A 26417-nucleotide genomic window follows, 5' to 3' on the forward strand; every position below is an offset into this window, starting at 1 on the left:
AAGCGACGCGCCCGTCAGGCGAGGGGCCCGTCAGGCGAGGGGCCCGTCAAGCGACGCGCCCGTCAAGCGACGCGCCCCTCAAGCGACGCGCCCGTCAAGCGAAGGGCAGACCGCGCCACGGCGAGGACGGGTCCTGGGTGAGGACGCGGTGCAGGTGCACGGCCTCCGCGTACTGCGGCCCGAACCAGCCGTTGTCGAACGCCAGCATCCGCCCCAGCGCATAGCCCGCGGCGAACTCCTCCCACGAGCCGTACACCTCCCTGGCCCTCGCACCGGCCTGCGCCACCGCCTGCTCGGCCTGCTGCGGTGCGCACAGCCGGGCGCCCAGGCCCCAGCGGACGAGAGTGACGGCATGCGCATGGTCCAGCGCGACGAGGGACACGACCCGGCCGTCCGCCGGCAGCAGTCCGTCGGCGCGGAACCGCTCTTCGTACCTGGTCACGAGCTCGGGGACGGCGGGCGTGTCCGCAGTGTCCCGGGAGGCCGTGGTGTGTTGGGAGGCCGTGGTGTCCGGGGAGTCCGTGGACTCCGGAGCCGCCTCCTTGCCCGTCGTGTCCTCAGGGGCCCCGGCGCTGCGGCCGCCGGCCCGCGCCCGCAGCGCCGTCTCCGTCTCCGCCGGTACGAACTGCCCGCCGAGCAGCTGGTCCAGGCGCAGCTGCCAACTGGCGGGATCGGTCACCGACCACTGTTCGCGCAGCGTCTGTGCGTCGGCGGCGTGGTCGAGGAAGGCCGTACCGAGCTCGTTCCACGGCACGCTGTGGTGTACCGCGAGCGGCGCACCGCACGCCAGCCCCTGCGCCACGGGGCCGTGCAGCGGACCGCCGAAGTGCGTGACGAGCAGGCCGCCGGGCCGTGCTCCGATCTGGGCGCGCCGCTGGATCCAGCCGGTGCGGTGGGCCGGGGAGGCGGTCAGATATGCGGCGCAGGGCGTCCCGGGATTGACCGCGAGCCGCCATGTGTCGTTCGGCCAGTCCTCCGCCAGCTCCTCCAGCGAAACCCGGTCGAAGAACTGCTGCGGCTGCCACGGCGGCAGCATGCCGCGGGTCAGGACGGGAATGCACTTACCACCCACCGCCGGGTCGTCGTAGACGGGCAGCGGGTCCTGGCCCTGCTGCGGTGCCGCCAAATACAGATCCTCACCGGCGATCGCCGCGATCTGACCGTCCCGGTCACCACGCGCCGCCGCTTCGTACAGCCGCCGCTCGGTATCCGTCGGCGGCACCCATCCCGGAGTAGCCACGGGCCAGACCCTACGGTTGCGCCCTTCCCCGTCGGAATCCGGGGCTGCCGGAGCGGCACCGTGGATTGCACGCGCACGACCGGTAACGGAGGCTCGATGTCATGAGCAACGACGAACGGCCCGCACCCGGGCACGGCCCCCACGACACGGCGCAGATCGACTGGGAGGTGTTCGGCCCGCTCCTCGAACGGGGCGCCGAGCTGCACTTGCCGGTCTACGAGCAGGCCGCGGCCTGGCTGCGGCAGCTCCTCGTCGGGACGGCCGCGGTCGGCGACCAGGGGGTGGACCGGGTGCTCGACGTCGGCAGCGGACCGGGCGTCGCCAGCTGTCTGCTGGCTCAGGCCTTCCCCGCCGCCGAAGTGGTCGCCGTGGATGCCGGCGCGGCACTGCTGGAGCGGGCACACGCCCGGGCCGGGCGCCTCGGCCTCGGCGACCGGGTGCACACCCATCTCGCCGAACTCCCGGACGGACTCGACGCCCTCGGCGGCGCCGACCTCATCTGGTCCGCCAGGACCCTGCACCACGTCGGCGACCAGCGTGCCGCGGTCGCCGCCCTCGCCGCCCATCTGCGGCCCGGCGGGCTGCTTGCCGTCTCCGAGGGCGGCCTCGCCCCCCGCTTCCTGCCGCGCGACATCGGCATCGGGCGCCCGGGGCTGCAGTCCCGGCTCGATGCGGCCTGCGAGGACTGGTTCGCGGAGATGCGCGCGGCGCTGCCCGGCGCCGTCGACGACACCGAGGACTGGCCCGCCTTCCTCGCCGACGCCGGTCTGCGCACCCCGTGCAGCCGCAGTTTCCTGCTGGACCTGCCGGCCCCGCTGACCGTGGATGCGCGCGCCTACGTCCAGGACACCCTGACCCAGGGTCTCGACCTGTACGGCGACCGCCTGGACGAGGACGACCACACCACCCTCGCCCGCCTCGCCGACCCCGATGACGCCGTCGGTATCACCCGCCGCCCCGATGCCTTCCTGCTGTCCGCGCAGACCGTCCACACGGCCCGTGCGCAGTAGCGGTCAACGGCCCCGTGGCCGTCGGCCGGGCCATCGCCGCCCGGGTCATCGGCCGGGCGGCGGGACCGCGGACCGCGGATCGCGGGCCGCGAGCCGTCCATGACGGCACATCGGATTCCGGCGCCCTGGATCAGCCCTGACTCATCAGCCCTGACTCACCAGCCCTGATCCACCAGTCCATCAGCCCTGATCCATCACCCTGATCCCTCAGCCTTGATTCATCGGCTTCGGGCTGATCACGGCGAATGTCGCGCCCTGCGGATCGGCCACCACGGCCATCCGGCCGGCGACCATGTCGAAGGGCTGCTGCAGCGCCGCACCGCCGGCCGCCGTGATCTTGTCGACCGTGCCGTCGGTGTCCGTCACCGCGAAGTACACGAGCCAGTGTGAGGGAGTGCCGGACGGCATCTGTTCGGACATCGGCTGCATACCGCCCACCGGCCGGTCGTTCACCGTGAGGGCGTAGTAGTTCTCGGCGCCCTCCATGGGGGCGCTCTCGATACCGAAGGCCGCTTTGTAGAACGTGGCGGCGGCGGACGGGTCGGTGGTGTTGAGCTCGTTCCAGATCAGTGCGCCCGGCTCGTTGACGATGCCGCCGCCGGGGAAGTCCATGGGCTGCCAGATGCCGAACACCGCTCCGGTGGGCTCGGCCGCGATGCACATCCGGCCGAGCGTCATCACGTCGGTGACGGGCATCAGGAGTGTGCCCCCGGCCTGGTTCACCGCTTCGGTGGTGGCGTCCGCGTCGGCGGCCGACAGATAGGTGGTCCACACGGTCGGCGGTGCGGGCTGGCCGCCCATCGGGACGGCGGCCATGATTCCGGCCACCGGCTTGCCGTTCAGCGTGCAGACGGCATAGCCCCCGGTCTCCGCGGGCCCGATCTCTCCGGTCCACCCGAAGACGTCGGAGTAGAAGTCGATGGCGGCTTGCTGGTCAGGGGCCGCGAGATCGATCCAGCAAGGCGTTCCGGGCTGGTAGGGAGAGGTGACTTCAGGCATCGTGCCTCCTCGATGGGGGCACCTCCCCTGCCGGGGCACGGGGGAGGCGCAGGGCCGAGCGAGGGGTACCGGCCCCGGTCGGCATACCGCCGGGGTCGCCCCACGCTCACCCTCCAGACTTCCTGCCGTCCGCCGGGCCCGCCACTCGGGTACGACAACGGCGCCGCCCGGACGAGCCGGGCGGCGCCGGTACGGAGCGCCGTTTCGGAGCGCGGTCAGGCCACGTCGAAGGTGGCCGGGTCCGGGCCGATCCGGTTGCCGGTGTCCAGGCCGGCGAGGGCGGCGAGGTCCTCGTCGGCCAGCTCGAAGTCGAAGACGTCGATGTTCTCGGCGATGCGCGAAGGGGTGACGGACTTCGGGATGACGACATTGCCGAGCTGGAGGTGCCAGCGCAGCACCACCTGGGCGGGCGTCTTGCCGTGCTTGGCGGCCAGCGTGGCGATCGTCGGGTCCTCCAGGAGGCCCTTGCCCTGGCCGAGCGGCGACCAGGCCTCGGTCACGATGTTGTGCCGGGCGTGGAAGGCGCGGGACTCGGCCTGCGGGAACTGCGGGTGCAGCTCGATCTGGTTGACCGCCGGGACGACGGAGGTCTCGCCCAGCAGCCGCTCCAGGTGCTCGGGCCGGAAGTTCGAGACACCGATGGCCTTGGCACGGCCCTCCGCGTGAATCTTCTCCAGGGCGTTGTACGTCTCGACGTACAGGTCCTTCGACGGGAGCGGCCAGTGGATCAGGTAGAGATCCACATACTCCAGGCCGAGCTTGTTGAGGGAGGTGTCGAAGGCGCGCAGCGTGGAGTCGTAGCCCTGGTCGGCATTCCAGAGCTTGGTCGTGACGAACAGTTCGTCACGGGCGATTCCGGAAGCGGCGAGCGCCTTGCCCGTGCCCTCTTCGTTGCCGTAGATCGCCGCGGTGTCGATGCTGCGGTATCCGGCGTCCAGGGCCTGGCCGACGGCGGTGAATGCCTGGTCGTCCTCGACCTGCCAGACGCCGAAGCCGAGCTGCGGCATCGCGACGCCGTTGTTGAGCGTGATGGAGGGAACCTTGCTCACGGGGGAATCGATCCTTACGTCGGCTTTCTCGTTCACGGATGTCAACGATCATCCGAGGTCGCGCATTCCCCAGCAGGCGGACGGGATGCAGGGGGATGCGGAGTATTCATGTGAACGCGCCGTGAGCGGGGCCGCCCGGCCCCGCTCACAGCGCCGGTAGTACGGGGCATGCCGCGGCGGCCGGGCAGTGAGTTCGCCGAGAGCGAACGCACCGGTGAGGGCGCCACCAGCCGGCGGGCCGCTCTCCCTGGAGGCCCCCTGGAGGCACCCGGAGGCTCCAGGGGAGCAGAGTCCCCGCCCGTCACGCCTGGTACAGCGCGTCCACCTCGGCCTGGTACGCCGTCTCGATCGCCTTGCGCTTGAGCTTCAGCGACGGGGTCAGCAGCCCGTGCTCCTCGCTGAACTGGTTGGCCAGTATCCGGAACGTACGGATCGACTCGGCCTGTGAGACCAGCGTGTTGGCGGCGACCACGGCGCGCCGGATCTCGGTCTCCAGATCCGGGTCGCGCACCAGGTCGGTCGGCGGCATCTCCGGCTTCTCCCGCATGGCCAGCCAGTGCGTGACCGCCTCCGGGTCCAGGGTCACCAGCGCCGAGATGAACGGCCGGTCGTTGCCGACGACGATGCACTGGGCGACCAGCGGATGCGCCCGCACCCGCTCCTCCAGGCCCACCGGCGAGACCGTCTTGCCACCGGAGGTGACCAGGATTTCCTTCTTGCGGCCGGTGATCGTCAGATAGCCGTCCTCGTCCAGCGCGCCCAGGTCACCGGTGGAGAACCAGCCGTCGTGCAGCACGGCATCGGTCGCCTTGGGGTCGCTGTGGTAGCCGTGGAAGATCTGCCCGCCGTACAGCCAGATCTCACCGTCCTCCGCGATGTGCACGGTGGTGCCGGGGACGGGGGTGCCGACGGTGCCGAAGCGGGTCCGCTCGGGCGGGTTGGCGGTGGCGGCCGCGGTGCTCTCCGTCAGGCCGTAGCCCTCGAAGATCCGCACACCGGCGCCGGCGAAGAACAGCCCGAGACGGCGCTCCATCGCGGAACCGCCGGACATCGCATGCCGCACCCGGCCGCCCATCGCGGCCCGGACCTTGCTGTAGACGACCTTGTCGAAGAACTGATGCTGCATCCGCAGCGCGGCGCTCGGGCCGGATCCGGTGCCGAAGGCCTTGTGCTCCTGCGCCTCGGCGTAGCGGACCGCGATCTCGACGGCCTTGTCGAACGGTCCGACTTTGCCCTCCGCCTCCGCCCGGCGCCGGGCCGCGGCGAAGACCTTCTCGAAGATGTACGGCACCGCGAGGATGAAGGTCGGCTGGAAGCTCTGCAGGTCGGGCAGGAGCGCACGGGCCGCCAGCTCGGGCTGGTGGGCCAGCTTGACCCGGCCGCGGATCGCGGAGACCTGCACCATCCGGCCGAAGACGTGCGCCAGCGGCAGGAAGAGCAGGGTGGACGCCTCGTCGCCCGGCTTGGAGTGGAAGACCCTCTCGTAGCGGAGCACCATGTTGTCGGACTCGGCCACGAAGTTGGCGTGGGTGATCACACAGCCCTTGGGGCGGCCGGTGGTGCCGGAGGTGTAGATGATCGTCGCGGTGGCGTCCGGGGTGACGGCCATCCGGTGGCGGTGCACGACATCGTCGTCGATATGCGCACCCGCCGCGGTCAGTTCGGCCACCGGGTCGGCGTCCAGCTGCCACAGCTTGCGCAGATGGGGAAGCCGGTCGATGACCGAGCCGATGGTCATCGCATGGTCCTCGTGCTCGACCAGGCACGCCGAGACGCCCGCGTTGTGCAGCATCCAGAAGACCTGCTCCGCCGACGACGTCGGATACAGCGGTACGGACTGGACGCCGATCGACCACAGCGCGAAGTCGAACAGGGTCCACTCGTAGCGCGTACGGGACATGATGCCGATGCGGTCGCCGAACCGGACGCCCTGTGCAAGCAGGCCCTTGGCCAGTGCCATGACCTCGTCCCGGAATGTTCCGGCGGTGACGTTCTGCCAGTTGCCCGCATCGTCCTTACGGGCGAGGGCGACTCGCTCCGGGTCGGCTTCGGCGTACTCGTAGACGACGTCCGCCAGCCCGCCGACCTGGGGCGCGGTCGCCAAAGGTGGGACGGTGAACTCGCGCAATGACCCAGCTCCTCGTGGTGTTGCTCACAAGGCCGCGACCGTACCCCAACGTGACCGCATCCGGCAGATCCGTACCACGTGGTGAATCCGGTGGCACGGGATCTGGCCAACCGTCGAAATCGGGCTACTTCGGAGAAGCCTGGACATGATCCAGCAAGTTCAACGCCGGACGATCACGACGCCGGGACCATATCTGCACCAAATCTCTGCACCTGCCACCGCATCGGTGGTCCGCTCGGTGCCGAGCCCCTGACCAGGGCTTGCGCCGTGGGCCGTGGGCCGAGGCCATGGGCCGGGGGCGGGGCGTGCCCCGATCCGCCCCGGAGTGCCGCGTGGAGGCGCCTCCCGCGACCTGCAGACAGCCGTCGGGAAGTCCTAGGGAAGCTGCAGCCGGTCGCCGCCCGCCAGGATTGCGTCCGCGAGAGCCTCTGCCGGGCCACGTGCCGCGCGGTTGCGCTGCCCATGGAGCAGAACGAACTCCACTCCGCCGAGTTCCGGCAGCCCGGCACGTGGCTGAATCCGGACCAGACCTGGCGGGATCATGCCCCTCGTATGTGCCATCACGCCCAGACCTGCCCGAGTTGCGGCGATCAGTCCATTGAGACTTCCGCTGGTGCAGGCGATCCGCCACTCCCGGCCCGCATGCTCCAGCGCCTCCAGCGCCCGGGCGCGGGTCAGTGCGGGTGGCGGGTAGACGACCAGCGGGACCGGGCGCTGCGGATCGAGGCGCAGCCGCTCGGCGCCCACCCACACCAGCCGGTCGCGCCACACCAGCCGTCCGCGCGCCTCGTCCGGGCGCCGCTTGGCGAGCACGAGGTCGAGCCGCCCGGCCGCCAGCAGCTCGTGCAGGGTCCCCGACAGCTCGACGGTCAGCTCCAGATCGACCTCGGGGTGGTCCCGCCGGAACTCTTCGAGCACTTCCGGCATCCGGGTCAGCACAAAGTCCTCCGAGGCACCGAAGCGGAGCCTGCCGCGCAGCCGGGTCCCCGCGAAGAAGCTCGCGGCCCGCTCGTTGGCCTCCAGGATCGTGCGGGCGAAGCCGAGCATCGCCTCGCCGTCCTCGGTCAGCTCCACGGCATGGGTGTCCCGGGTGAACAGCCGGCGCCCGGCGGCGTCCTCCAGCTTCCGCACGTGCTGGCTCACGGTCGACTGCCGCAGCCCGAGCCGGTGCGCGGCCTGGGTGAAGCTCAGTGTCTGCGCCACGGCGAGAAAGGTGCGCAACTGCGCGGGTTCGAACACGGTCCCTCCGCCTCTGCCGTCCGGCTCTGCCACGACTCTTATCGCGCAGCGTAATAACAGTGACCACGGTAAGAGGGATTCCCGATTTCCATGGTTCCGGGCACCCTTGAGGGGGCCGTGGCCATGCCACCCGCCCGTGAGCCGCCGAACGACCGAAGAGAGACCATGCGCCGCCCTTTGCCCAAGCTCCCCTCCTGGCTGCCCGTGGACGGATACATCCTGGCGCTGGTGGGCACGGTCGCCCTGGCCGCCCTGCTGCCCGCCCGCGGACCGGCCGCCGCCGTCACCGAAGGCACCTCCACCGGCGCCGTCGCGCTGCTCTTCTTCCTCTACGGAGCCCGTCTCTCCACCCGTGAGGCGATGGCCGGACTGCGCCACTGGCGACTCCATCTCACGGTCCTGGCCTGCACGTTCGTGCTCTTCCCGGTGCTCGGACTGGCCGCACGCGGACTGGTTCCCCACGTCCTGCCGCCCGCCCTCTACACGGGGCTGCTGTTCCTGTGCCTGGTGCCGTCGACCATTCAGTCCTCGATCGCCTTCACCTCCCTGGCCCGTGGCAATGTCGCCGCGGCGATCTGCGCGGGGTCGTTCTCCAGCCTCGTCGGCATCGCCGTCACACCACTGCTGGCGGGTCTTGTCCTGCACGGGGACGGCGGTGGCTTCTCGGCCGATGCGCTGCTGTCGATCGTCTGCCAGCTGCTGCTCCCGTTCATCGCCGGGCAGCTGCTGCGGCGGTGGATCGGTGGCTTTCTCACCGTTCACGGGAGGTTCCTCGGTTTTGTGGACCGCGGCTCGATCCTGCTCGTCGTCTACACCGCCTTCAGCGCCGGCATGGTCGAGGGCATCTGGCACCAGGTCTCCGGCCTGCGGCTGCTCTGTCTGCTGGGCGTGGAGGCCGTGCTGCTCGCGGTGATGCTGACCGCCACCTCCTACGGTGCGAAGCGGCTCGGCTTCCCCCGTGAGGACCGGATCGCGATCACCTTTGCCGGCTCCAAGAAGAGCCTGGCGGCCGGGCTGCCGATGGCCAGCGTGCTCTTCGGCGCGCAGGCCGGACTCGCCGTGCTGCCGCTGATGCTTTTTCACCAGCTGCAGCTGATGGTGTGTGCGGTCCTGGCGAAGCGTTACGCGGCACAGAGCCAACAGAGGCCACAGAGGCCACAGGGGGCTGAGGAGACGCAGGAAGCACACGAAGTACGGGAAGCGCGAGAGGCGCAGCCGGCGCCGGCAGCGGCGGGAACCGGGAGGGGCGGCGCGGCCGAGGCGGAGGCCGCCGGCAAGGCGGTGGTGAACGGGGCGCGGGGCTGAGCGGAGCGCGGGGCTGAACGGGGCGCGGGGCTGAGAGGGCTGAGAGGGAGGGGGCCCGAGGCCTGCCCGCCGCGGTGGCGTCGGGCAGGCGCCAGGCCCTCGTGCCTCGCCGGCCGGTGCGCTCAGTGCTTCGTACCCCCGCCCACCCGGTCCAGCGACAGCCCCAGGACCAGCGGACCGCTCACCGGGCCGTTGTCACTGCGGACGCCGGACAGTTCGGTGTCGGTCAGGGCCCGTCGGTAGACGCGTACCTCGTCCAGCGCGCCGGTGAACTGGGCGCGGCTGTCGGGCCTTTGCCCCAGGTGCACGCCGAAGACCGAGCCGCGGCTGACCGACCCCGGGACATCGGGGACGACGGTGGTCTCCCCGCCGTCCACGGTGAGCAGCAGCCGGCCACCCGTGCGGCGCAGCGCCAGATGGTGCCAGTTCCCGTCGTTGTACCCGTCGTGGGTCACGGCCTGGGCGGTGGCGGCCGGTGCGGGGCCGTTGACGGCGGTGACGCGGGCGGTGATCCGGTCGTGGCCGGGGTCGCCTTCCACCGCGACCTGCGGGGACTTGGCGCCCACCCCGCCCATCCACAACAGCGGCTGTTCGCCGGTGGTGGCGTCATAACGGAACCACAGGCTGCAGGTGAAGTCGTGGGCGCCGAGCGGGAGGGCACCGCGGTAGGGGAGGCGTACCGCATCGTCGGTGCCGTCGAAGGACAGCGCCTGGCCGAAACGGCCGCCGGTGGTCCGGGCGCCGCCCAGGACGAGGGCCGGCCGGGCGCCCGGGGCGGCGTCGCGGGTCGTGGGATCGGGGCCGCGGCGCGGACCGAGCCAGTCCTCGGTGAAGCGGGCGAAGCGGATCTCGTCCCGGGCGTCGGCCGCGCCGCCCTCGTACATCAGGCCGGTGACCTCGTCGGAGACGGCGACCAGGTCCGAATAGCCGGACCAGTCGGTGGTGACCCGGGCGCCCCGGTCGACGCTCTCCCAGGTGCGGCCCTCGTCCCAGGAGGAGCGGATGGTCATGGTCCGGCGCCGGTCGGGGTCGGCGGGCGCCGCGAACAGGGTGCGGCTGCGGCCGGCGTGCGGGTGCGTCAGCCGTAGCGCCGAGCCCTGCACCATCGGGGCGTAGAGGTCGGGGAGGGCGCGGAACGGGGCGGCGAAGGAGTTGCCGCCGTCACGGCTGACCGCCGCGGTGCGGTGGCCCAGATCGGTGCCGTCCTGTTCCCGCCCGTTGACGTAGACCGAGCCGTCGGAGCGTTCCAGGAGCGCCATCTCCGAAGGTTTTTGACGGAACGTGCCGTCTGCGGCGATGGGCCAGGTGTCCAGTGCGCCGACCTTCCAGGTGGCGCCGCCGTCGTCGCTGTGGACCAGGGCGGCGTGGTTGGCGGTGACCCGGTTGTCCGCGTAGCTCTCGGAGTTGATGCCGAACACCAGCCGGCCCGCGTGCCGTCCGCGGGTGAGCTGGATGCCGTGCAGGGGCCCGGTGGCGTACCACGAATTCCACTGCGGGGGACGGACGGCGGCGGTCAGGTCCCGGGGCGCGGACCAGGTGGCGCCGTCGTCGTCGCTGTACTGGAGGTGCGGGGTGCGGTCACAGGGGACCTCGCAGCTGAGGCCGTCGGCGCGGCCCTTGTTGTAGGTCTCGGCGAGCACGATCCGGCCGGTGCGGCGGTCCACGAGGGGCGCCGGGTTGCCGTGGGTGTCGCCGTTGCCGTGGTTGATGACCTGGAGCGGTGCCCAGGTCCGGCCGCCGTCGGTGGAGCGCTTGAGGACGAGGTCGATATCGCCCGCGTCACCACAGTCGTGCCGCCGGCCCTCGGCGAACGCGAGGAGGGTGCCGCGCACGGACTTCACGACGGCCGGTATACGGAAGCAGAAGTAGCCGTGTTCCTCGGACGCTTTGAAGAGGATCTGCTGGTCGAAGCCACCGGCGGGGGAGGGCGCCGCGGCGGCGGCACGGGTGCTGCCCGATGCCCGGTCAGGCGTGGCGTGTGCGGGGGCGGTCGGCAGGAGGGCGAGGGCGGTGGCGGTCAGCGTGGTGAGCAGGGCCGCGGCGCGGCGGCACCGGGGTCTGCTGCGGGGGCTGGGGTGTGCGCGGAGAACTGACGTCATGGTCCGGCCTGCCCTTCGAGGCATCGGCGTCGGGTCATCAGGACATCCCACGTCCTATGTGCATCGCGAGGGAAGCTACTGCCGCGTGCGGACCGCGACAAGGAGCGTGCGCGGGTTCTCCGCGCCGCGGCCGTAATTCACTCTTCCGATTCACTCTCCCGGCCCGCAGGCACTGCGCCGGGTGCGCCCCGTGCCGTGCGAGGGCCGGGAGCGCCGCGTGTGCCCGGTGTTCCGCAGGTGCCCCCCGCAACCGCCGCGCCTCACGGCCGGAGCGCCCCGCGACCGCCGTGCCTCACGACCGCGGTGCCCCGCGACCGCAGCTGTCCCGCGACCGCCGTGCCTCACGACCGCGGTGCCCCGCGACCGCCGCGCCTCACGGCCGCAGTACCACCTTCCCGAGGTTGGCCCGGGCCTCGATGATCTCGTGTGCCTTCGCGGCCTCGTGCAGGGGCAGTTCGGCATGGACCGTGGCCCGCAGCGTGCCGGACCCGGCAAGTTCCCACAGCCGCGCCCGGTGCTGCTCGTACAGCTCCCGGTGGACGGTGGAGAAGCGGCGCATCGTCAGCCCGGTGACGGTCTTGTCGCCCGCCAGCAGTGCATACGCCGGGACCGTTCCGCCACCGGAGTTGAAGAAGATCAGCCGGCCACCGGGAGCCAGCGCGGCCAGTGCGCGCGGCAGCAGCTCGCCGCCGACGCCGTCCAGGACGATATCGACCGGCTCGCCCCAGGACTCCTGGTCGTAGACCACCACCTCATCGGCCCCCAGCCCGTACAGGAACTCCGCCTTGGCGGGCGAGCCGACGGCGGCCACCACCCGCGGCACCCCCTGGAGCTTGGCCAGTTGGACGGCGAGATGCCCGGTGCCACTGGCCGCGCCGGTGATCAGCACGGACTCGGCGGCCTGCGGTGCCGCGGTGCTGAGCGCGGCGAGCGCGACCTGGCCGCCGCGCACCAGCGCCACCGCCTGCACGGCGTCGGCGCCGTCCGGTATCCGGCTCGCCAGAAAGGCGGGCGCGAGGGCGAGTTCGGTGTAGGAGCCGGTGAGGGTGAGCGAGGTGATGCGGTCGCCGGGGGTGAAGCCGGTGACGTCCGGGCCGACGGCGACGACCACACCGGCGATCTCGCCGCCGGGCATGGCGGGCAGCGGATCGCCGCCGCCCTTGCCGTCCCCGCGCACCCGTCGTACGCACGGCAGCGTGACCCCGATCGCCTCCGTGCGCACCAGCAGTTCACCGGGGCCGGGCACCGGTGCCTCGGCCTCCTCGACACACAGGACCTCGGGGCCCCCGTAGGTATGGAATCGGACGCGGCGCATGGGCAGAGACCTCCGGGTTCGTCGATCGGTGCACGGTGCACGGTGCAGCGTGCACGGCGGCAGGCGGGCAGCCGGACAGCTGGCTGCGCGGTCGCCGGCGGCACGCACCGACCGGATTTCATTGGGGCACCCAACGATAGCGGGAATCGTTGGTGCCGCCAATGGTTTCCGTTGGGCTCGCCAATGGAATGCTCGGTACGGTGGCGCCATGCCCGACACCCCCTACGCCCCCAGTCGTATCCGCGCGCTCCCCAGCTGGCTGCTGGGCCGCGCCGCCGCCCGCGGCCACCGCCTCGTCGCCGATGCCCTGGCCGGCGAAGGCATGCGGATGATGCACCACGCCGTCCTGTCGGCGGTCGAGGAACTCGGCCCGGTCTCCCAGGCGGAGCTGGGCCGGACGCTGCGTATCGACCCCAAGGACATGGTCGCGATCGTCAACGAGCTGCAGCGGGACGGGCTGGTGACCCGCAGCCCCGATCCCCGGGACCGGCGCAAGAACGCCATCGAGATCTCCGCCGACGGCCGGCGGCGGCTGCGGCGCACCCAGCAGCTCGGTGACGAGGCCAACGCGGAACTGACCGCGGGCCTGACTGCGGCCGAACGCGAGCAGTTGGTCGTGCTGCTGACCCGCATCGCGCTCCCGGAGGAGTGAGTACCTGTTTCCGAAGCCGGCTCTGTCCACGAGCGGCGGCGCGTGGCCTCAGGCCGGCGGCGTGGCGGCCCCTGCGGGCAGGGCGATGCGGTGCTCACCCGCGTAGACGTTCATGGAGGAGCCGCGCAGGAACCCGATCAGGGTCAGCCCGGTCTCGGCGGCCAGATCGACGGCGAGCGAGGAGGGCGCCGAGACCGCGGCCAGCACGGGAATGCCCGCCATCACGGCCTTCTGCGCCAGCTCGAACGACGCCCGGCCGGAGACCATCAGCACACTCGACGACAGCGGCAGCCGCCCCTGCTGCAGCGCCCGCCCCACGATCTTGTCGACGGCATTGTGCCGCCCCACGTCCTCCCGGATGTCGAGCAGCTCACCGTCCGTCGTGAACAGCGCCGCGGCATGCAGGCCCCCGGTCCGCTCGAACACCCGCTGAGCGGCCCGCAGCCGGTCGGGGAGGGCGGCGAGGGTCGCCGGGTCGATACGGATCGGGTCGATACCGACCGGGGCGGCGGGGGAGGAGGTCAGGGGCCAGCGGGTGGTGGTGCGCACCGCGTCCAGGCTGGCCTTGCCGCACAGCCCGCACGACGACGTCGTATAGACGTTGCGCTCCAAGGTGATCTCCGGGACGGGGACCCCGTCCGCGAGCCGGACGTCCACGACGTTGTAGGTGTTCTCCCCGTCCGCCGTCGCCCCCGCGCAGTAGACGATGTTCGCCAGTTCGTCGGCGCTCGCCAGCACGCCTTCGCTGACGAGGAAACCGGCGGCGAGCGCGAAGTCGTCGCCCGGTGTGCGCATGGTGATCGCCAGCGGTTTGCCACCGAGCCGTATCTCCAGCGGCTCCTCGGCGACGAGGGTGTCCGGGCGGGTGCTCACGGCACCGTCGCGGATGCGGATGACGCGGCGTCGCTCGGTGACCCGTCCCATGTCTGATCAGTCCCGTCCTCACCGGGCCGGAGTGGCCCCGGTGGTGTCTGTATGGAGAGCCGAAGCAGCCCTTTGGTGTTGCTTGGTGTTGTTCGGCGCTGCTCGGTGCAGTGGTTGCCGCCGTGGTCACCGGAGGTGTGCGGCGAAGTGACCTCGACGTTCCCATTCTCCTGCACGGGGAGTGCGGGGAGTGCGGGGACTGCGGGGCGGCGGCCGGCGTCGCACCACGCGCCACAGGCACGGCTGACCGGCCGGCCGGTCAGCCGGCCAGGCAGCCGGACGGTCGGCCGGCGGCGCGTGGTGCCCGGAAGGGTGTCAGCTCTTCAGCTCACGGCCGCCGAATGCGCCCGAGCCGTCGGCCGCGGCCCAGGCGGCCTCCAGACCGGCCTGGTCCAGCGTCCGCCAGTCCGGGGTGTCCTGGACCAGGGTCCGCCCCAGTCGGCGCCCCAGCTCGACCATCGTCCGGCCGGTCGCGCCGCGCTCGGCCCCGTATGCCGTGAGCGCGTCGGGCCGTTCCGGTACGGCGCGCAGCGCGGTCTCCAGGGCAGCGGCGTCCTGCAGCGCCTTGACCGCACCGGCGCCGGTGTGCGGGCGGGCAACGGTGGCCGCATCGCCCGCGAGCAGCAGCCGGCCGGCGGTGTAGCGCGCCGCGGTGAAGTCGTACATCGGCTGGATGAACACTTCTTGGCGTGGCGTCAGTCGCATCAGCCCGCCCCAGTAGGGCGGCAGCAACTCGTCGGTGACGTAGGTGAAATGGGCGTGCAGGGCGTCGGTGAGGGTACCCGGCGGCAGGCTGGTGGGGGTGTCGAGTCCCAGGTCGAGGCCGGTGGGCGGGGCGGTGTACAGGACCCAGTTCGCGCGGTGGCCCCCCTGGCCGTCCGGGATGCGGTAGATGATGACATGGCCGCCGGGGAAGACGCCGTAGATGCAGTCCTCTTCCGCCCAGGGGTCGGCCGGCAGACCGGGGAAGCTGAGCGCCGTCAGCCGGTCGGCCGGGACCGCGCCGCGCCAGGCGAGGTAGCCGGCATAGCTGGGCCGCACGCCGGGGAACGCAGTCTCGCGGACCACCGAACGGTAGCCGTCCGCGCCGATGACCAGGTCGAAGCGCTCCGTACGGCGGCTGCTGCCGTTGCCGCGGCGCCGTTCGCCGCTGCCCGCACCACCCTCGCCTGCTCTGCTTCCTTCGCCGCCGCCGAGATGGACGGTGGCGCCGTCCGCCGCGTCGCTGACCGCGTCCACCCGTACCCCCGACCGGAAGACGGTGTCCCCCGGCAGCCGCCGCCGTAACTCCTGCCAGAGCGGCCCCCAGCAGTACGAGCGGAACGGGAAGGGCAGCGCGCCGATCCGGCGGCCGAGCGGCACGGCGCCGTCGCGTACGTACCAGCGACGGGTGGTCAACTGCACCCATGGCATGGTGGTGTCCAGATATCCGGCGGCGGCAAGCTCGGCGTACCGGGTGTTGTGCATCGCGAGGCCGACACCGCGGTCCGCGAGGCGGCCGGTGGTGCGTTCGTACACGGTGACCCGGCCCGCGCCGGCCCGGTGTGCGGCCAGTGCCGTGGCGCAACCGGCGATGCTGCCGCCCACGACGGCGACGTCGGCCCCTGAGATGCGGATGCGGTCCCTGCTCATACGCGGATACCCCCTGCGTTGTCCGGCGCCGATGGTCGGTCGGCTGCCTGGTGTGACCGGGCACATCTTCGCAGGGCGCGTCGTCTTCGCAGGGTGCGTCCGGCCCTCGGCACGGCCACCGAATCCGCCCCCTGCACAGCCCCTGCACCGCTACCCGTCCGGTCCCTCCCCTAAAGGAGGGGTGGCCTAAAGGAGGGGTGGCCTGAAAGAGGGGTGGCCGGGCGGCGGCCTGGGTATGTGCCTGAGCTGGGGCACCGGCAGCGCCGTGGACCCCGGGGCCGGCCGAGCGCCGCGTCCCGTGAAGAACGGCCCGGTGGCGGGTTCTGTGGGGGATCCCGCCACCGGGCGTCCGCTGACAGGGGGATTGCCCGGTCCACACCTCGGCAAGCGGAGTCCCCGTCGCTCGGCGGGCCTCTTACGAGGCGATGGCTTCCCGCCAGTCCTCGACGGCGACGACATCCGCCCACTGCGGGAACAGTTTCCCGGTGAGGACCCGGTGTACCTCGGGGTCGGTGTCGAGACAGGCATCCGCCAGGACGGTGAGGCCGATGTCCAAGTCGTTGGCTTGGCACAGGGTGTGCAGCACTACACCGCTGGTGGCGATGCCGGTGAGAACAAGGCTGTCGATACCGCGAGCCCTGAGCACCAGGTCGAGGTCGCTGCCCGAGAACGCGCTCCCCCGCCTCTTGGTGACCACGATGTCGCCGTGCCGGGGCGCGACGTCGGGGTGGATCTCGGTGCCGTGGTCGCCCTCGGTGAACAGGCCATCGTGCACGGCTGTGGTGAGCACCCTGTTCCGGGTGCTGACGTCCGGTTGCCCCGGGCGTAGCCCGATGACCACATAGATCACGGGGATGCCCGCCGTCCGGGCACCGTCGATCGCCCTGCGCAGGCGCGGCAGATATCCGGAGCCGTCGTCCACGATATCCACGATGTCCCGTTGGACGTCCATCACGAGGAGGGCGCTGTTCGTCATGCTTGCCGTCCTTTCTTCACTGGGGAATGAGGAACAAGTCTCGGGAGTCCACCGAGCTGCCGTGGGGAATTTCCGGGATCCGACCGAAGTTCCGTTGCCCCGGCAGGGCCTCCGTTGCCCGGGCAGGGCCTCCGCATACACCCGCGCGGTCAAAGCAGCAGGGCACCGCACGCCCGGGAAATCGCCGATCGTCGGCACCTTCTGCACCTGGATGAGGCCGTGCGTTGACCTTGCCCCTGGGAGAAGCCACAGCATCAGTCGGCCAGGCTGAACTGTCCGGCTTGCGGAGGAGCGAGGATGAACATCGAGATCCATCAGCTGCGCTTACGGGAGTTGATTCGCGACGCCGACCACTACCGTCTCGCCCTCGGGGCCAGGAAGTCCGAACCGGCTTCCCGAGCCGTCACGACCGGCAAGCGCCGGCCGATTCGCCTGCGCTTTCCGGCCCAGCGTCGGGGATCACCACGGAAGAAGCGGCGCATGGTCGAGGACCTGGCCCCATGATGTGCCGACGAGCGCAGCGGACGGCCCGGCGGCGGCCTGCCGCGCCGGCACCGAGAACGGCTTGTCGGCGGCCGGGGCGCGGAATCCGGGCTCCGGGCCGGCAGAGACCACGCCGCCGTCACCGAGCGGCTCGCGCAGGCGAGGAGGTACGGCAGGCACAGACGTGCTTGGCGGTCTCGCGGACCTTGGCGGTCTCGCGGACCGTTCCGGCCGGCCAGGTTTCCCCGCTCCGGCCGGAACGGGTCCCCTCCGGGCCCCTCCGGTCCGATCCGCGAGACCGGCCCGGCCGCCGGCCACCGGCCGGGTAATGTGCACTCGATCAAGACATGAAGCACCAGCAGCACGACACCGCACCAGGTACCGACCGATCACGAATGGCGAGACGCACATGAGCGAGGGGACAGCACCGGCGGGCGGCGAAGCGGCCGCCATCGCCGACGAGGCGGCCCGTGAACGGCTGAGCTATCTGCGCGGCAGCATCGACAACCTCGACGCCGCCCTGGTGCATCTGCTCGCCGAGCGCTTCAAGTGCACCCAGCAGGTCGGCGAGCTCAAGGCCCTTCACAGTCTGCCGCCCGCCGACCCGGCCCGGGAGGCCGCGCAGATCGAGCGGCTGCGCCGATTGGCCGAGGACGCCAAGCTCGATCCGGCATTCGCCGAGAAGTTCCTCAACTTCATCATCGGGGAGGTCGTCCGTCACCACCGGGCGATCGCCGACCGCACGCAGGAGGGGGCGGGGGAGCCCGCCGAGCCCGCAGCCGGCTGAGCCCGTACGCACGACCGACGAGGGTGGGCGGTGCCATCGCGGCATCGCCCACCCTCGTCGCGTATCCGGAGCCGGAGCGCCCGACCGCGAGGCGGCGGACCGCTTGACCGGCCACGTCGAGGAACCGGTACCGGACCACCCCGCCATCGGCGTGGACCCCGCACGCGGCACGATCGGCACGCCCAGCGCCGTCCCCGCCCGCAACCAGTTGCTGCTGCCCTTGCCGTAACTGTGCGCCCGCCACGCCGTGTTGGTGCCGGACGCCGGGAGCGCCCGCAGCCCGCGGGAGGTCCGTGCCGCCGCCGGGGGCCACGCGGTCGCCTCACTCCGCTGGCCCCGTCGCCCGCGCCGAGTGACACTCGCCATACCTGACGCCGGACCGTCCCGCGGTGCCACCCTGCCCACTACCGTCCAGTAACACGGTTCCTCCGGGAGCCGCCCGAGCGCCATGACCCTGCCCCTCCGGCCGTGCACCGAGAGCGGAGACATCCGATGGCCCCCACCACCGAATCCACCTCGAACCCGCAGCGGAACGAGCACCCCGCGCCCGCCCCGACACTCTGCCGCAAACCCGGAACGTCCTGGCAGGACGCCTGGCAGCGCAGCCTGGCCGCGGCCCCCGAAGCCTTCCGCGACGACCAGGCCCTCAACCTCTGGGCCGCCGCCTGGCATCCGGACGGTAACCCGCTGCCCGCCACCAGTCCCCTCGACAACACCCCCATCGCCGGCCCGCCCCGCCTCGACGCGGATGCCGCGCTGCACGCCGTACGCGCCTGTCTCGACCAGCACCGGGCCTGGCGCCACGTCCCGTTGACCGAACGCAAGGCCCGGATCTCCGCCACCCTCGACGCGCTGACCCAGCACCGCGAACTGCTCGCGCTGCTGCTCGTCTGGGAGATCGGCAAGCCCTGGAAGCTCGCACAGGCCGATGTCGACCGCGCCATCGACGGCGTCCGCTGGTACGTCTCCGAGATCGACCGGATGCTCGACGACCGCACGCCGCTGCCCGGCCCGGTCAGCAACATCGCCAGCTGGAACTACCCGATGTCGGTGCTGATCCACGCGATGCTCGTCCAGGCGCTGGCCGGCAACGCGGTGATCGCCAAGACCCCCACCGACGGCGGTCTGGTCTGTCTCACCGTCGCCTGCGCACTCGCCGCCCGTGAGGGGGTCCCGGTCAGCCTCGTCAGCGGCGGCGGCAAAGAACTCTCGCCCGCCCTCGTCCGCTCGCCGGAAATCGGCTGTGTCTCCTTCGTCGGCGGCCGGGACACCGGTGCCCGCGTCGCCACCGCCGTCGCCGACCTCGGCAAGCGCCACATCCTCGAACAAGAGGGCCTCAACACCTGGGGCATCTGGAACTACACCGACTGGCAGTCCCTGACCCCCCTGGTGCGCAAGACCTTCGACTACGCCAAACAGCGCTGCACCGCCTACCCCCGCTTCGTCGTCCAGCGCGAGGCCTTCGCCGACTTCCTCGCCGCATACCTCCCGGCCGTACGCAGCGTCCGGTTCGGCCACCCGCTGGCCGTCGCCGACCCCGCCGACCCGCTCCCCGAACTCGATTTCGGCCCGCTGATCAACGCCGCCAAGGCCAAGGAACTCGCCGACCTCACCACCGAGGCGATCTCCCGGGGCGCCGTTCCCCTGCACTGCGGCAGCCTCGCCGACGGCCGCTTCCTGCCCTCCCAGGACACCTCGGCGTACTTCCCGCCCACCACCCTCCTGGCCCCGCCCTCCTCCTCCCCGCTCCACCACGCCGAGCCCTTCGGCCCCGTCGACACGCTCGTTCTCGTCGACACCGAGGCCGAACTCCTCGCCGCCATGAACGCCAGCAACGGCGCCCTGGTCGCCAGCCTGTCCTGCGACGACAAGGACACCTACGACCGTCTCGCCCCGCAGATCCGGGCCTTCAAGGTCGGCCACGGCAAGCCCCGCTCCCGCGGCGACCGCGATGAGCTCTTCGGCGGCTTCGGCAACTCCTGGAGCGGTGCCTTCGTCGGTGGCGAACTCCTGGTCCGCGCGGTGACCGAGGGACCGGCGACCGAGCGGCTGCCGGGCAATTTCCCCGACTACCACCTGATGCCATAGCCGCACCGCTGAACCGCTGAACCGCTGAAGAGCCGCGCACGGCCGACCGCCGCGCCGGTGGCCCGCCGCACTGTCGCACCGGCGGTCAGCCTCGGAACCGGCCCGACGGGCCACGGCGGGCTTGCAGCAGCCCCGTGGCGGTCCGGCAGGGGGCTGCCACTGGACGACACGCCCTACCCGATCCCCTGCCGGTCGGGGTGCAAGGCGAACCGCCGGTCCGCGGCCGTCGGCACCGCACGTTCCACCGCCTGCAACAGGAGCGTGCGGTGCCGCAGCAGTGGCGCCTGTCGTCCCTCCGGCGCGAGCAGCAGGAGATCACCGATCCCCGCCACGATCCGCCGGGTCACCTGCGGACTGTGCACCGCGGCCACCCGGACCTCGGTCAGCCCCAGGTCCACCAGATCCGCCCAGCCGGGAACGTTCTGCACCAGCCGCACCACCCCTCGGCGATCCCGGTGGTGCACCGCCCCGAGCGGCCGTTTCACCACCGCCGCCAGAATCTGCACGATCCGGTCGAGGCACTGCACGGTCGTGGTCGGATCGTTCACCGCCGGTGACAGCGCCCGCAGCGCGATGTCCGACAGCTGCCGCAGCCCGAGCCCGAGATCCTGGTGAAAGGTGCGCTCCACCCCTACCGACACCGTGTACCGCAGCGCCCGCCGCGGCGGCGGCGCTCCGCCGTGCACCGCCAGCACCGGCGTCCCCGGCATCACGAAGTCACCGATCCGCGGGATCAGCCGCAGGACGACCCCCTGCCGCCGCGCCACCCGCACCAGCCGCGCCACATGCACATCCCGGACGACCCCGGCCCGCCCCTCGTGCGCGATCCGCCCCGTCTCGGGTGCAAGAAGAACCCCGTCCGCTCCGTCTTCCCCACCCGTGCCCTGCCGCGCCAGCATCCGCAGCGCTTCCCGGGTGATCCGGTCGACCACCGGCCCCACCTGCATCAACCGCAAAGTGGCCGACACATAGGCGACGAACAGGATCAGGCTGAGTCCCACCAGCACCATCGTCAGCAGGCTCTGCACCACAGGCACCGAGGTGACCTGCCGGACATCGGTCTCGCTCTCGTACGAGGTGAGCACCAGCAGCGAGAAGAGGAAGGTCGCCAGGAAGACCGTGAGCGTGAGCTTGGTGATCCGGCTCCGGATGAAGATCCGCACCACCCGCGGTGTGAGCTGACCGCTCGCCATCTGCACCGCGACCAGGGAGATGCTGAACACCACACCGATGAAGGTCATCATCGCCGAACTGATCGTCGTCACGATCGTCTTGGTGTCCTCGGCGATCGAGACCAGTTCCCGGACCGCCCCGTACGCGTGCGCACCCTGGAGCAACTCGATGATCTTGAGGTCGAGCGCCGACGCCGCCCACCACAGCAGCACCGCGCACAGCAGCCCCGCGGTCGGCGCGAACCAGAAGGTGTCCCGCAGGTGCTCCCGCAGCGGCGAGAGCGCCCGTGGCCTGCGCGGACCACTGATATGCGCGACATGTCCCTCATTGCCCATAAATCGAGGTTATGTGGCGGACGGATATGCAGGTGAAAGGCACTCCGAAACCTTGGTATTGTTGTCCATGTCGCCGCGGGGAACGCCCCGTGAAGATCACACCTAGTCCGGGTGGCGGAATGGCAGACGCGCTAGCTTGAGGTGCTAGTGCCCTTTATCGGGCGTGGGGGTTCAAGTCCCCCCTCGGACACGTTTCATAAGTACATGCAGAAGAGGGTCGTGACTCCCGGGTCACGACCCTCTTTTGCATGTCGAGGATTCTCGACATGCAAAAGAGGTGAGCCCGAAGCCCTCGTACCGGGGGGGGGGCTTGCGTTCGGGCGCAGCGGCGAGGAGCCGGTCGGTCATGGAACCGAGCTCGGAGACCATGCGCTTGCACTCCTCTGTGGTGAGGGCGTCGGGCCGGGCTGTCGTTGTGGCAGGAGATCTTGCTGAGCCGAGGCTTTCTCGGCCTGGGCCTGATTGCCGCGTACCCCCGTCGCTCTCGGTCGATGACGATGGTTCCCGCTAAAGGGGGGCTCGGACCAATCCGGCCCGTGTGCGTCGCAGCAGCTCCAGAGCTAGCGATTCGCCCGAGGTATCCGTCCCGAGAAGGCGGTTCGCGTGCAGGTGCACGTAGCTGCGGCACAGTTCGTCGTTGGAGTGCCAAAGGGCCTGGTCGCGGTGGAGTGAGTCGATCAGGTCGGTGGCCCGCGCGAGTGCCGGGCGCCGTGTGCTGAGCAGGCGGGACACGTCGCCTTCGAGCGGCAGGGCTCCGCCCAGGGCCGGGCGCAGGGCTCGCTGGCGCTTTCGGTACTCAGAACCCCCGATGCGCGGGGGCGGCGGGCTGCCGTAGGAGAAGGCTGCTCTGTCCTCGGGGGACAGGCCCAGACAGGCGAGCAGGTCGTCGATGCTGATCACGGCCAGCTCCAGCAGGTCGACGTCGAGCCGGCCTTCGGTGCTCGCTCGCAGCATGTCGGCGACGCTCGGGCTGTCGGCCATGAACAGGGCCTCCGCAGCCGCCATTCCCTCCTCGCCTCCGTACCGCTCGACTTCACGCTCGTACGTGTCGATCGAAAACCTCGTGCAGAAGCCGTCGGCCCGCAGCCTGGCAGCCCAGGCACACACGTGCTCCATCAACGGTCCGATGAGCGTGGACGAGTCTCCGTGGAATCGGAGGCGTACGTGGCGCTCGGGGTCCGCGTAACGCAGGAAGAACCAGCCGTCCGAGAGGCCGGACCGGGTGGCGTACTCTCCGAAATCGCGCAGGGGGCCGCCGATCAGGTCGTCCTCGTGCCAGGGATCGCAGTAGAGCTTCAGATACAGCCAGTCGCTGCCCGGTGGGCGCAGTCTCGCCGCCGGCTCGACCGCAGGTACGGCGGCGGGTGGGCTGCTCGCGACCGCAGGTACGGCGGCGGGCGGGCTGCTGCCGCTCCGTTCACCACCCCGTCGGGTGAGAGGTGCGACGACCTCGCACATGTGGCCACCGACCTCCCCCGGCAACCAGGCATGCTCCGGTCCGGGCAGGGCTTCCTGCAGCAGGCCGGACTGTCCGGCCGGAACCGTCTTGAGTTCCTCCCGGAGCAGCTCGACGTCCTGCGCGTCGTCGAGGTCCAGAAGGAGACGGTTGTCGCTGACGGTCAGGTAAACGTGGCGGGGCACGTCCCAGCTACTCCGCCACACCGACAGGGCCGCCGGGAAGCGGTCGCCGGAGCCGGGCCGGAGGTCGCCCACGGGGTCGAGCCGCCACTGGGCGAGTGCGAGAACGGTCCGGCCCCTGCGCACCCGGGGCAGGAACGCGAGGCCCGCCGCCGGTCCCCAAGAGAACGGGGTGAACTGGCAGCGGCCGTCATGTGCGGCTTCGAGCAGGAACCTGGCGGTGGCGGGTGCCCTCGTGGTGTTGAGCATGTGGCCCTGCACCCCGACGACCTCGACTCCGCCGGTGGGCCAGCTGATCACGAAGCGGCCGGATCTGACACCGACGACCAGCTCGCGAACGGGTATGACGTCCTGTGCCGGCACGCCGGGCCAGGTATCGATGAGGACCTCTCGGGCGCGGATCGCGGGTCTCAGCGAGACATTCGCGGACCGTGGCGGGTCGGGTGCGTAGACCACCTCGGCGATCAGCGCATCCGGTTCGTATTCCTGCTCGTTACGGGCCAGTTCCGCCAGCGCGTCGTAGGCGGGTGCACCCAGGAGCGCCGCGAACCGCCCGAGGTTGCGTCCAGCAGCGGGTGCGCCGAGATTGGGTCCGACAACGAGCTGGAAATCCCCTCTGTCGATGGCTGCGGGGGATGTGGCTGCGAGCAGGAACGACAGGTCGAGTGAGGGGGGAACGTTCTCTGCGACGGGATCCGACGTGGCCAGCCGGGCGATGAACTCGTCGCTGAGTTCCACTGCCATACGGCGTTCGCGGTTCGCCTCCAGAGCGATGTCGAGCAGAGCCTGGTCACGCTGACGGTGATTGGCGGTTCCTTCGCCGCGTGCGCCATACGCAGAGGGCGCGCCGAGGCCCGTCGAGGGATCGAGGAGCTCCAGTAGAGGAACCCGATGGTGAGACCCATACCGGGTCTCGAAGGCCCGACGGTAGGCCGTCATGTGCGGCATTCCCTCAGGGAAGGCGCTCAGGCGTAGGAGCATCTCGGCGGCCGAGGCCGCTTCGGCGGCCACCGAGCTGTGGAGAGCGGTGGCCCGGAGCGAGAGTGCCGTGTCGGTCTGCAGGAGCTTCGCTGTGCTCGCCGGGCCCGGGTGCAGCTCACTCATGTGGTGGAGCAGAGCAGGCAAGCGCTCCGCCCTCCGGCCGAGAGGGAGCTGGTCCCATCGCTGGAACTCATGGGCCAGTCGGGCCATCTCCCCGGCCTTGGCGTGAGCGCGGGGAGACGGGGTCGTCTCCAGACACGCGCGCAGGCGCGTCACCGGGTCGCCACCGGTCAGCGCCGGGTGAAGCTCCGACATCAAGAAGCCCTGCGCCCGCAGGTTGTCCACCAGTCGTCCGGCCTTTTCGGGGGTGGCTCCGGATAGGCCCTGGACGACCGCTTCCAAGTGGGACCGAGTGGTGGGCACCCGTGCCGTCGCGAGCACGCGGCGCACGGCCGCGGTGGCTCGGACGGAGGTCCCCGTCCCCGCGCCGGCGGTGAGGATGGCACGACCGCCCTGCACGAGGATCGCGGGACTGGCCATGAGCCGGATGTGACGACTGATATCCGGATCGCTGTCGAGCGCTTCCGTCAGGTCGTGCAGCCACCCCATATCGGCCCGTGTGTGCGTGCGTGCTGCGGCCAGGGTGAGCGCGAGGTCCGTGGCCGAAGCCCACTGCACCAGGCCGACCCCGGCGAAGAGGCCGAAGGGTGTCGGCCTGGTGCTCATTCTGATCAGGTACCGCCGGAGCTTGCGGATCAGCCGGGGCGCCGACCGGTCCCGCGGACCCGTCCGTTCGAGTGCCGCGACCAGATCGGGGCTCGCCACCCACATCGCGAGGCGCAGCAACGGATCGCGTGGCGTCAGGGAAACCTCGGACTCGGCTGCGAGGGGTGCCCGGCGTGCGTCCGCAGGGAGCAGCGGGGCCCGCAGCAGGGCCCATCCGAGCGGCTCGTAAAGCGGAGGGCGGACGCCGTGCTGTCCCGCTTGCACGGGATGAGGGCCGGTCATGACAGCAGGAACATCCGGTCCCAGCCCGGCTCCACCCCAGTGGCAGCGGCAAGGAGGGCCATGGCGACACCGGACGCACCGTTGAGCAACCCCGCCCGGTCCACCGCGACATCCTCTGCCTCCAAAGAGGCGTAACCGAACGCCCGATCGGGCTCATAGGCGGCCAGGAGCTGATCAACAAGGTCGGTCGAAGCATCCACGAAGCAGTCCAATGCGGTGTCGTGGGCGAACCGGAGAACGATGTGGAGCAGCCCGGCAATCCCATGGCAGAACGTGGGCGAATTGATGTAGCGCAGTGCGACTGGGCGTCGTAGGACACTCGTCATGCCCTTGACCGCCATGCGGCGAAGGCCCTCGTCGTCCAGGGCCTCGCCGGCGAGCCACAGGGAGCGCGCCACCCCCGGGCTGCCGTAACACCAAGCGCTTCGAGTTGCGGCCGGCTCCGTCCGAGGCGCCGGCCGGCCCGCTGGTGTCAGCGGCACGGCGTCGGGCCATCCCACTCCCCATGCATCGTCGACACCATGCGACACCAGCCAGTGGGCGAGGGCGCTCACCGCCTCGGCCTGCCCGGGGACTTCGTAGCCTGCGCGCAGTGCGAGAGACAGGAGGGCCAGCGGCCCGGGTATGCCGTGCGCCAGTCCGCAGTTGAGATTTCCCGACGGATAGTGCCGACGCATCGACGCGGAGGTCAGAAACTCGGGCGGGGTGGCCCAACGTGGCATCCCGTCCGTCGGCTCCGCAAGGCGGACCAGGGCTGCGAGGATTCCCGGAAGCACTCCCTGCGGATCGTGCCCCAGCAGGCATGCCGCCACCCCGCTCGCCCCGGACACGAGATCGAATGCGCTCACCGGAAGACCGGGCGGGCCCGTCCCCAGCCCCGCCACGGCCGCCGATGCCTCTGGTGCCAGCATCTCGTCGACAGCAGTAAGCAGCCGCTGATAGCGGTTGCCGTCCCGGCTCAGTGATTCCAGTGCGAACGCGAAACCGCTGAGTCCGGAGAGAAGGCCGGGATGCATCGGCCCGCTCGACTCTACGGCGGTCACCCCCTCGGCAAGGAAGCCGTGGGCGACCGCATCCCATCCCTCGCCTGGGAGGCACCGGTCGACATAGGAGCACATCACGGCGACCCCGGCGTTCCCTTCGGCAAGTCCATAGGGGTTCCAGTCGACGGACTCCGGGTACCGCGTCTGCCGGCGGGCGAGCGGGAGGCACTGCCTCAGGCGTGCCCGGTCGGCGGTGCGCACGGCCACGTCGTGTGCGACGAACAGCGTCGCGCTCCGTCGGCTCGCATCGAGGGCACTGGCCCACGACGACGAAGGTTCCCGGCGACATGTGGTGGACCCTGGCACCTGGCCT

The 26417-nt window shown here is 71.2% G+C and carries 20 protein-coding genes and 1 tRNA gene; 8 read left to right on the forward strand and 13 right to left on the reverse strand.

Going from position 1 to position 26417, the window contains the following annotated elements; translation table 11 throughout:
• Positions 1–94: 94 nt before the first annotated feature.
• On the reverse strand, positions 95–1222 hold the full coding sequence (locus tag ACF088_RS12475) for a DUF1266 domain-containing protein (protein ID WP_392375997.1): 1128 nt from the start codon (positions 1220–1222) through the stop codon (positions 95–97).
• A gap of 119 nt (positions 1223–1341) precedes the next feature.
• On the opposite strand from ACF088_RS12475, the gene ACF088_RS12480 reads away from it, so the two are divergent.
• Positions 1342–2250: a class I SAM-dependent methyltransferase gene (locus ACF088_RS12480; protein ID WP_392375651.1), complete on the forward strand. Its 909-nt coding sequence runs from the start codon at positions 1342–1344 to the stop codon at positions 2248–2250.
• A gap of 207 nt (positions 2251–2457) precedes the next feature.
• Here ACF088_RS12480 and ACF088_RS12485 read toward each other — a convergent pair whose 3' ends face one another.
• The 4 genes from ACF088_RS12485 to ACF088_RS12500 all read right to left on the reverse strand — a co-directional run bounded on the left by ACF088_RS12485 (position 2458) and on the right by ACF088_RS12500 (position 7665).
• Positions 2458–3249, reverse strand: coding sequence for a VOC family protein (locus tag ACF088_RS12485; RefSeq protein ID WP_392375652.1), 792 nt, complete (start codon positions 3247–3249; stop codon positions 2458–2460).
• Between the two features lie 215 nt (positions 3250–3464).
• Positions 3465–4298: an aldo/keto reductase gene (locus tag ACF088_RS12490; RefSeq protein WP_392375653.1), complete on the reverse strand. Its 834-nt coding sequence runs from the start codon at positions 4296–4298 to the stop codon at positions 3465–3467.
• A gap of 301 nt (positions 4299–4599) precedes the next feature.
• Positions 4600–6426: an AMP-dependent synthetase/ligase gene (locus ACF088_RS12495; protein ID WP_392375654.1), complete on the reverse strand. Its 1827-nt coding sequence runs from the start codon at positions 6424–6426 to the stop codon at positions 4600–4602.
• Positions 6427–6801: 375 nt separating this feature from the next.
• On the reverse strand, positions 6802–7665 hold the full coding sequence (locus tag ACF088_RS12500) for a LysR family transcriptional regulator (protein WP_392375655.1): 864 nt from the start codon (positions 7663–7665) through the stop codon (positions 6802–6804).
• A gap of 165 nt (positions 7666–7830) precedes the next feature.
• Between ACF088_RS12500 and ACF088_RS12505 the strand changes: the two genes are divergently transcribed.
• A complete protein-coding gene (locus tag ACF088_RS12505; protein ID WP_392375656.1) occupies positions 7831–8970 on the forward strand; it encodes a bile acid:sodium symporter family protein in 1140 nt (379 codons plus the stop codon).
• Positions 8971–9092: 122 nt separating this feature from the next.
• On the opposite strand, the gene ACF088_RS12510 is transcribed toward ACF088_RS12505, so the two are convergent.
• Positions 9093–11069, reverse strand: coding sequence for an exo-alpha-sialidase (locus tag ACF088_RS12510; RefSeq protein ID WP_392375657.1), 1977 nt, complete (start codon positions 11067–11069; stop codon positions 9093–9095).
• A 373-nt stretch (positions 11070–11442) separates the two neighbouring features.
• Positions 11443–12384: a zinc-binding alcohol dehydrogenase family protein gene (locus ACF088_RS12515; RefSeq protein WP_392375658.1), complete on the reverse strand. Its 942-nt coding sequence runs from the start codon at positions 12382–12384 to the stop codon at positions 11443–11445.
• 208 nt (positions 12385–12592) lie between these two features.
• On the opposite strand from ACF088_RS12515, the gene ACF088_RS12520 reads away from it, so the two are divergent.
• Complete coding sequence (locus ACF088_RS12520; RefSeq protein ID WP_392375659.1) at positions 12593–13036, forward strand: MarR family winged helix-turn-helix transcriptional regulator; 444 nt, start codon at positions 12593–12595, stop codon at positions 13034–13036.
• Between the two features lie 48 nt (positions 13037–13084).
• Here ACF088_RS12520 and fdhD read toward each other — a convergent pair whose 3' ends face one another.
• The 3 genes from fdhD to ACF088_RS12535 all read right to left on the reverse strand — a co-directional run bounded on the left by fdhD (position 13085) and on the right by ACF088_RS12535 (position 16568).
• Positions 13085–13960 (reverse strand): formate dehydrogenase accessory sulfurtransferase FdhD, encoded by an 876-nt coding sequence (gene fdhD, locus ACF088_RS12525; RefSeq protein WP_392375660.1) that lies wholly within the window; start codon positions 13958–13960, stop codon positions 13085–13087.
• 315 nt (positions 13961–14275) lie between these two features.
• Entirely contained in the window at positions 14276–15592 is a 1317-nt protein-coding gene (locus ACF088_RS12530; protein WP_392375661.1) for an FAD-dependent monooxygenase, read from the reverse strand.
• A 415-nt stretch (positions 15593–16007) separates the two neighbouring features.
• Complete coding sequence (locus ACF088_RS12535; RefSeq protein WP_392375662.1) at positions 16008–16568, reverse strand: cysteine hydrolase family protein; 561 nt, start codon at positions 16566–16568, stop codon at positions 16008–16010.
• Positions 16569–16865: 297 nt separating this feature from the next.
• Between ACF088_RS12535 and ACF088_RS12540 the strand changes: the two genes are divergently transcribed.
• The 4 genes from ACF088_RS12540 to ACF088_RS12555 all read left to right on the forward strand — a co-directional run bounded on the left by ACF088_RS12540 (position 16866) and on the right by ACF088_RS12555 (position 19926).
• Complete coding sequence (locus tag ACF088_RS12540; RefSeq protein ID WP_392375663.1) at positions 16866–17072, forward strand: hypothetical protein; 207 nt, start codon at positions 16866–16868, stop codon at positions 17070–17072.
• A 388-nt stretch (positions 17073–17460) separates the two neighbouring features.
• Positions 17461–17838 carry a chorismate mutase gene (locus tag ACF088_RS12545; RefSeq protein ID WP_392375664.1) on the forward strand — a complete coding sequence of 126 codons (378 nt, stop codon included), beginning with the start codon at positions 17461–17463 and terminating at the stop codon, positions 17836–17838.
• A gap of 103 nt (positions 17839–17941) precedes the next feature.
• Positions 17942–18067, forward strand: a complete 126-nt coding sequence (locus tag ACF088_RS12550) for a hypothetical protein (protein ID WP_392375665.1) — start codon at positions 17942–17944, stop codon at positions 18065–18067.
• A gap of 263 nt (positions 18068–18330) precedes the next feature.
• Positions 18331–19926, forward strand: coding sequence for an aldehyde dehydrogenase family protein (locus ACF088_RS12555; RefSeq protein ID WP_392375666.1), 1596 nt, complete (start codon positions 18331–18333; stop codon positions 19924–19926).
• A gap of 173 nt (positions 19927–20099) precedes the next feature.
• Here ACF088_RS12555 and ACF088_RS12560 read toward each other — a convergent pair whose 3' ends face one another.
• Positions 20100–21434 carry a DUF2254 domain-containing protein gene (locus tag ACF088_RS12560; RefSeq protein ID WP_392375667.1) on the reverse strand — a complete coding sequence of 445 codons (1335 nt, stop codon included), beginning with the start codon at positions 21432–21434 and terminating at the stop codon, positions 20100–20102.
• A 105-nt stretch (positions 21435–21539) separates the two neighbouring features.
• On the opposite strand from ACF088_RS12560, the gene ACF088_RS12565 reads away from it, so the two are divergent.
• Positions 21540–21624, forward strand: a tRNA-Leu gene (locus ACF088_RS12565).
• Between the two features lie 317 nt (positions 21625–21941).
• Here the strand turns inward: ACF088_RS12565 and ACF088_RS12570 are convergent.
• Positions 21942–25061, reverse strand: a complete 3120-nt coding sequence (locus ACF088_RS12570; RefSeq protein ID WP_392375668.1) for a lantibiotic dehydratase — start codon at positions 25059–25061, stop codon at positions 21942–21944.
• On the reverse strand, positions 25058–26410 hold the full coding sequence (locus ACF088_RS12575; RefSeq protein ID WP_392375669.1) for a lanthionine synthetase C family protein: 1353 nt from the start codon (positions 26408–26410) through the stop codon (positions 25058–25060). The genes ACF088_RS12570 and ACF088_RS12575 overlap by 4 nt, the downstream gene beginning before the upstream one ends.
• Between the last annotated feature and the right edge of the window lie 7 nt (positions 26411–26417).

This window comes from Streptomyces sp. NPDC015125, from assembly GCF_043080045.1.
Classification (GTDB): domain Bacteria; phylum Actinomycetota; class Actinomycetes; order Streptomycetales; family Streptomycetaceae; genus Streptomyces.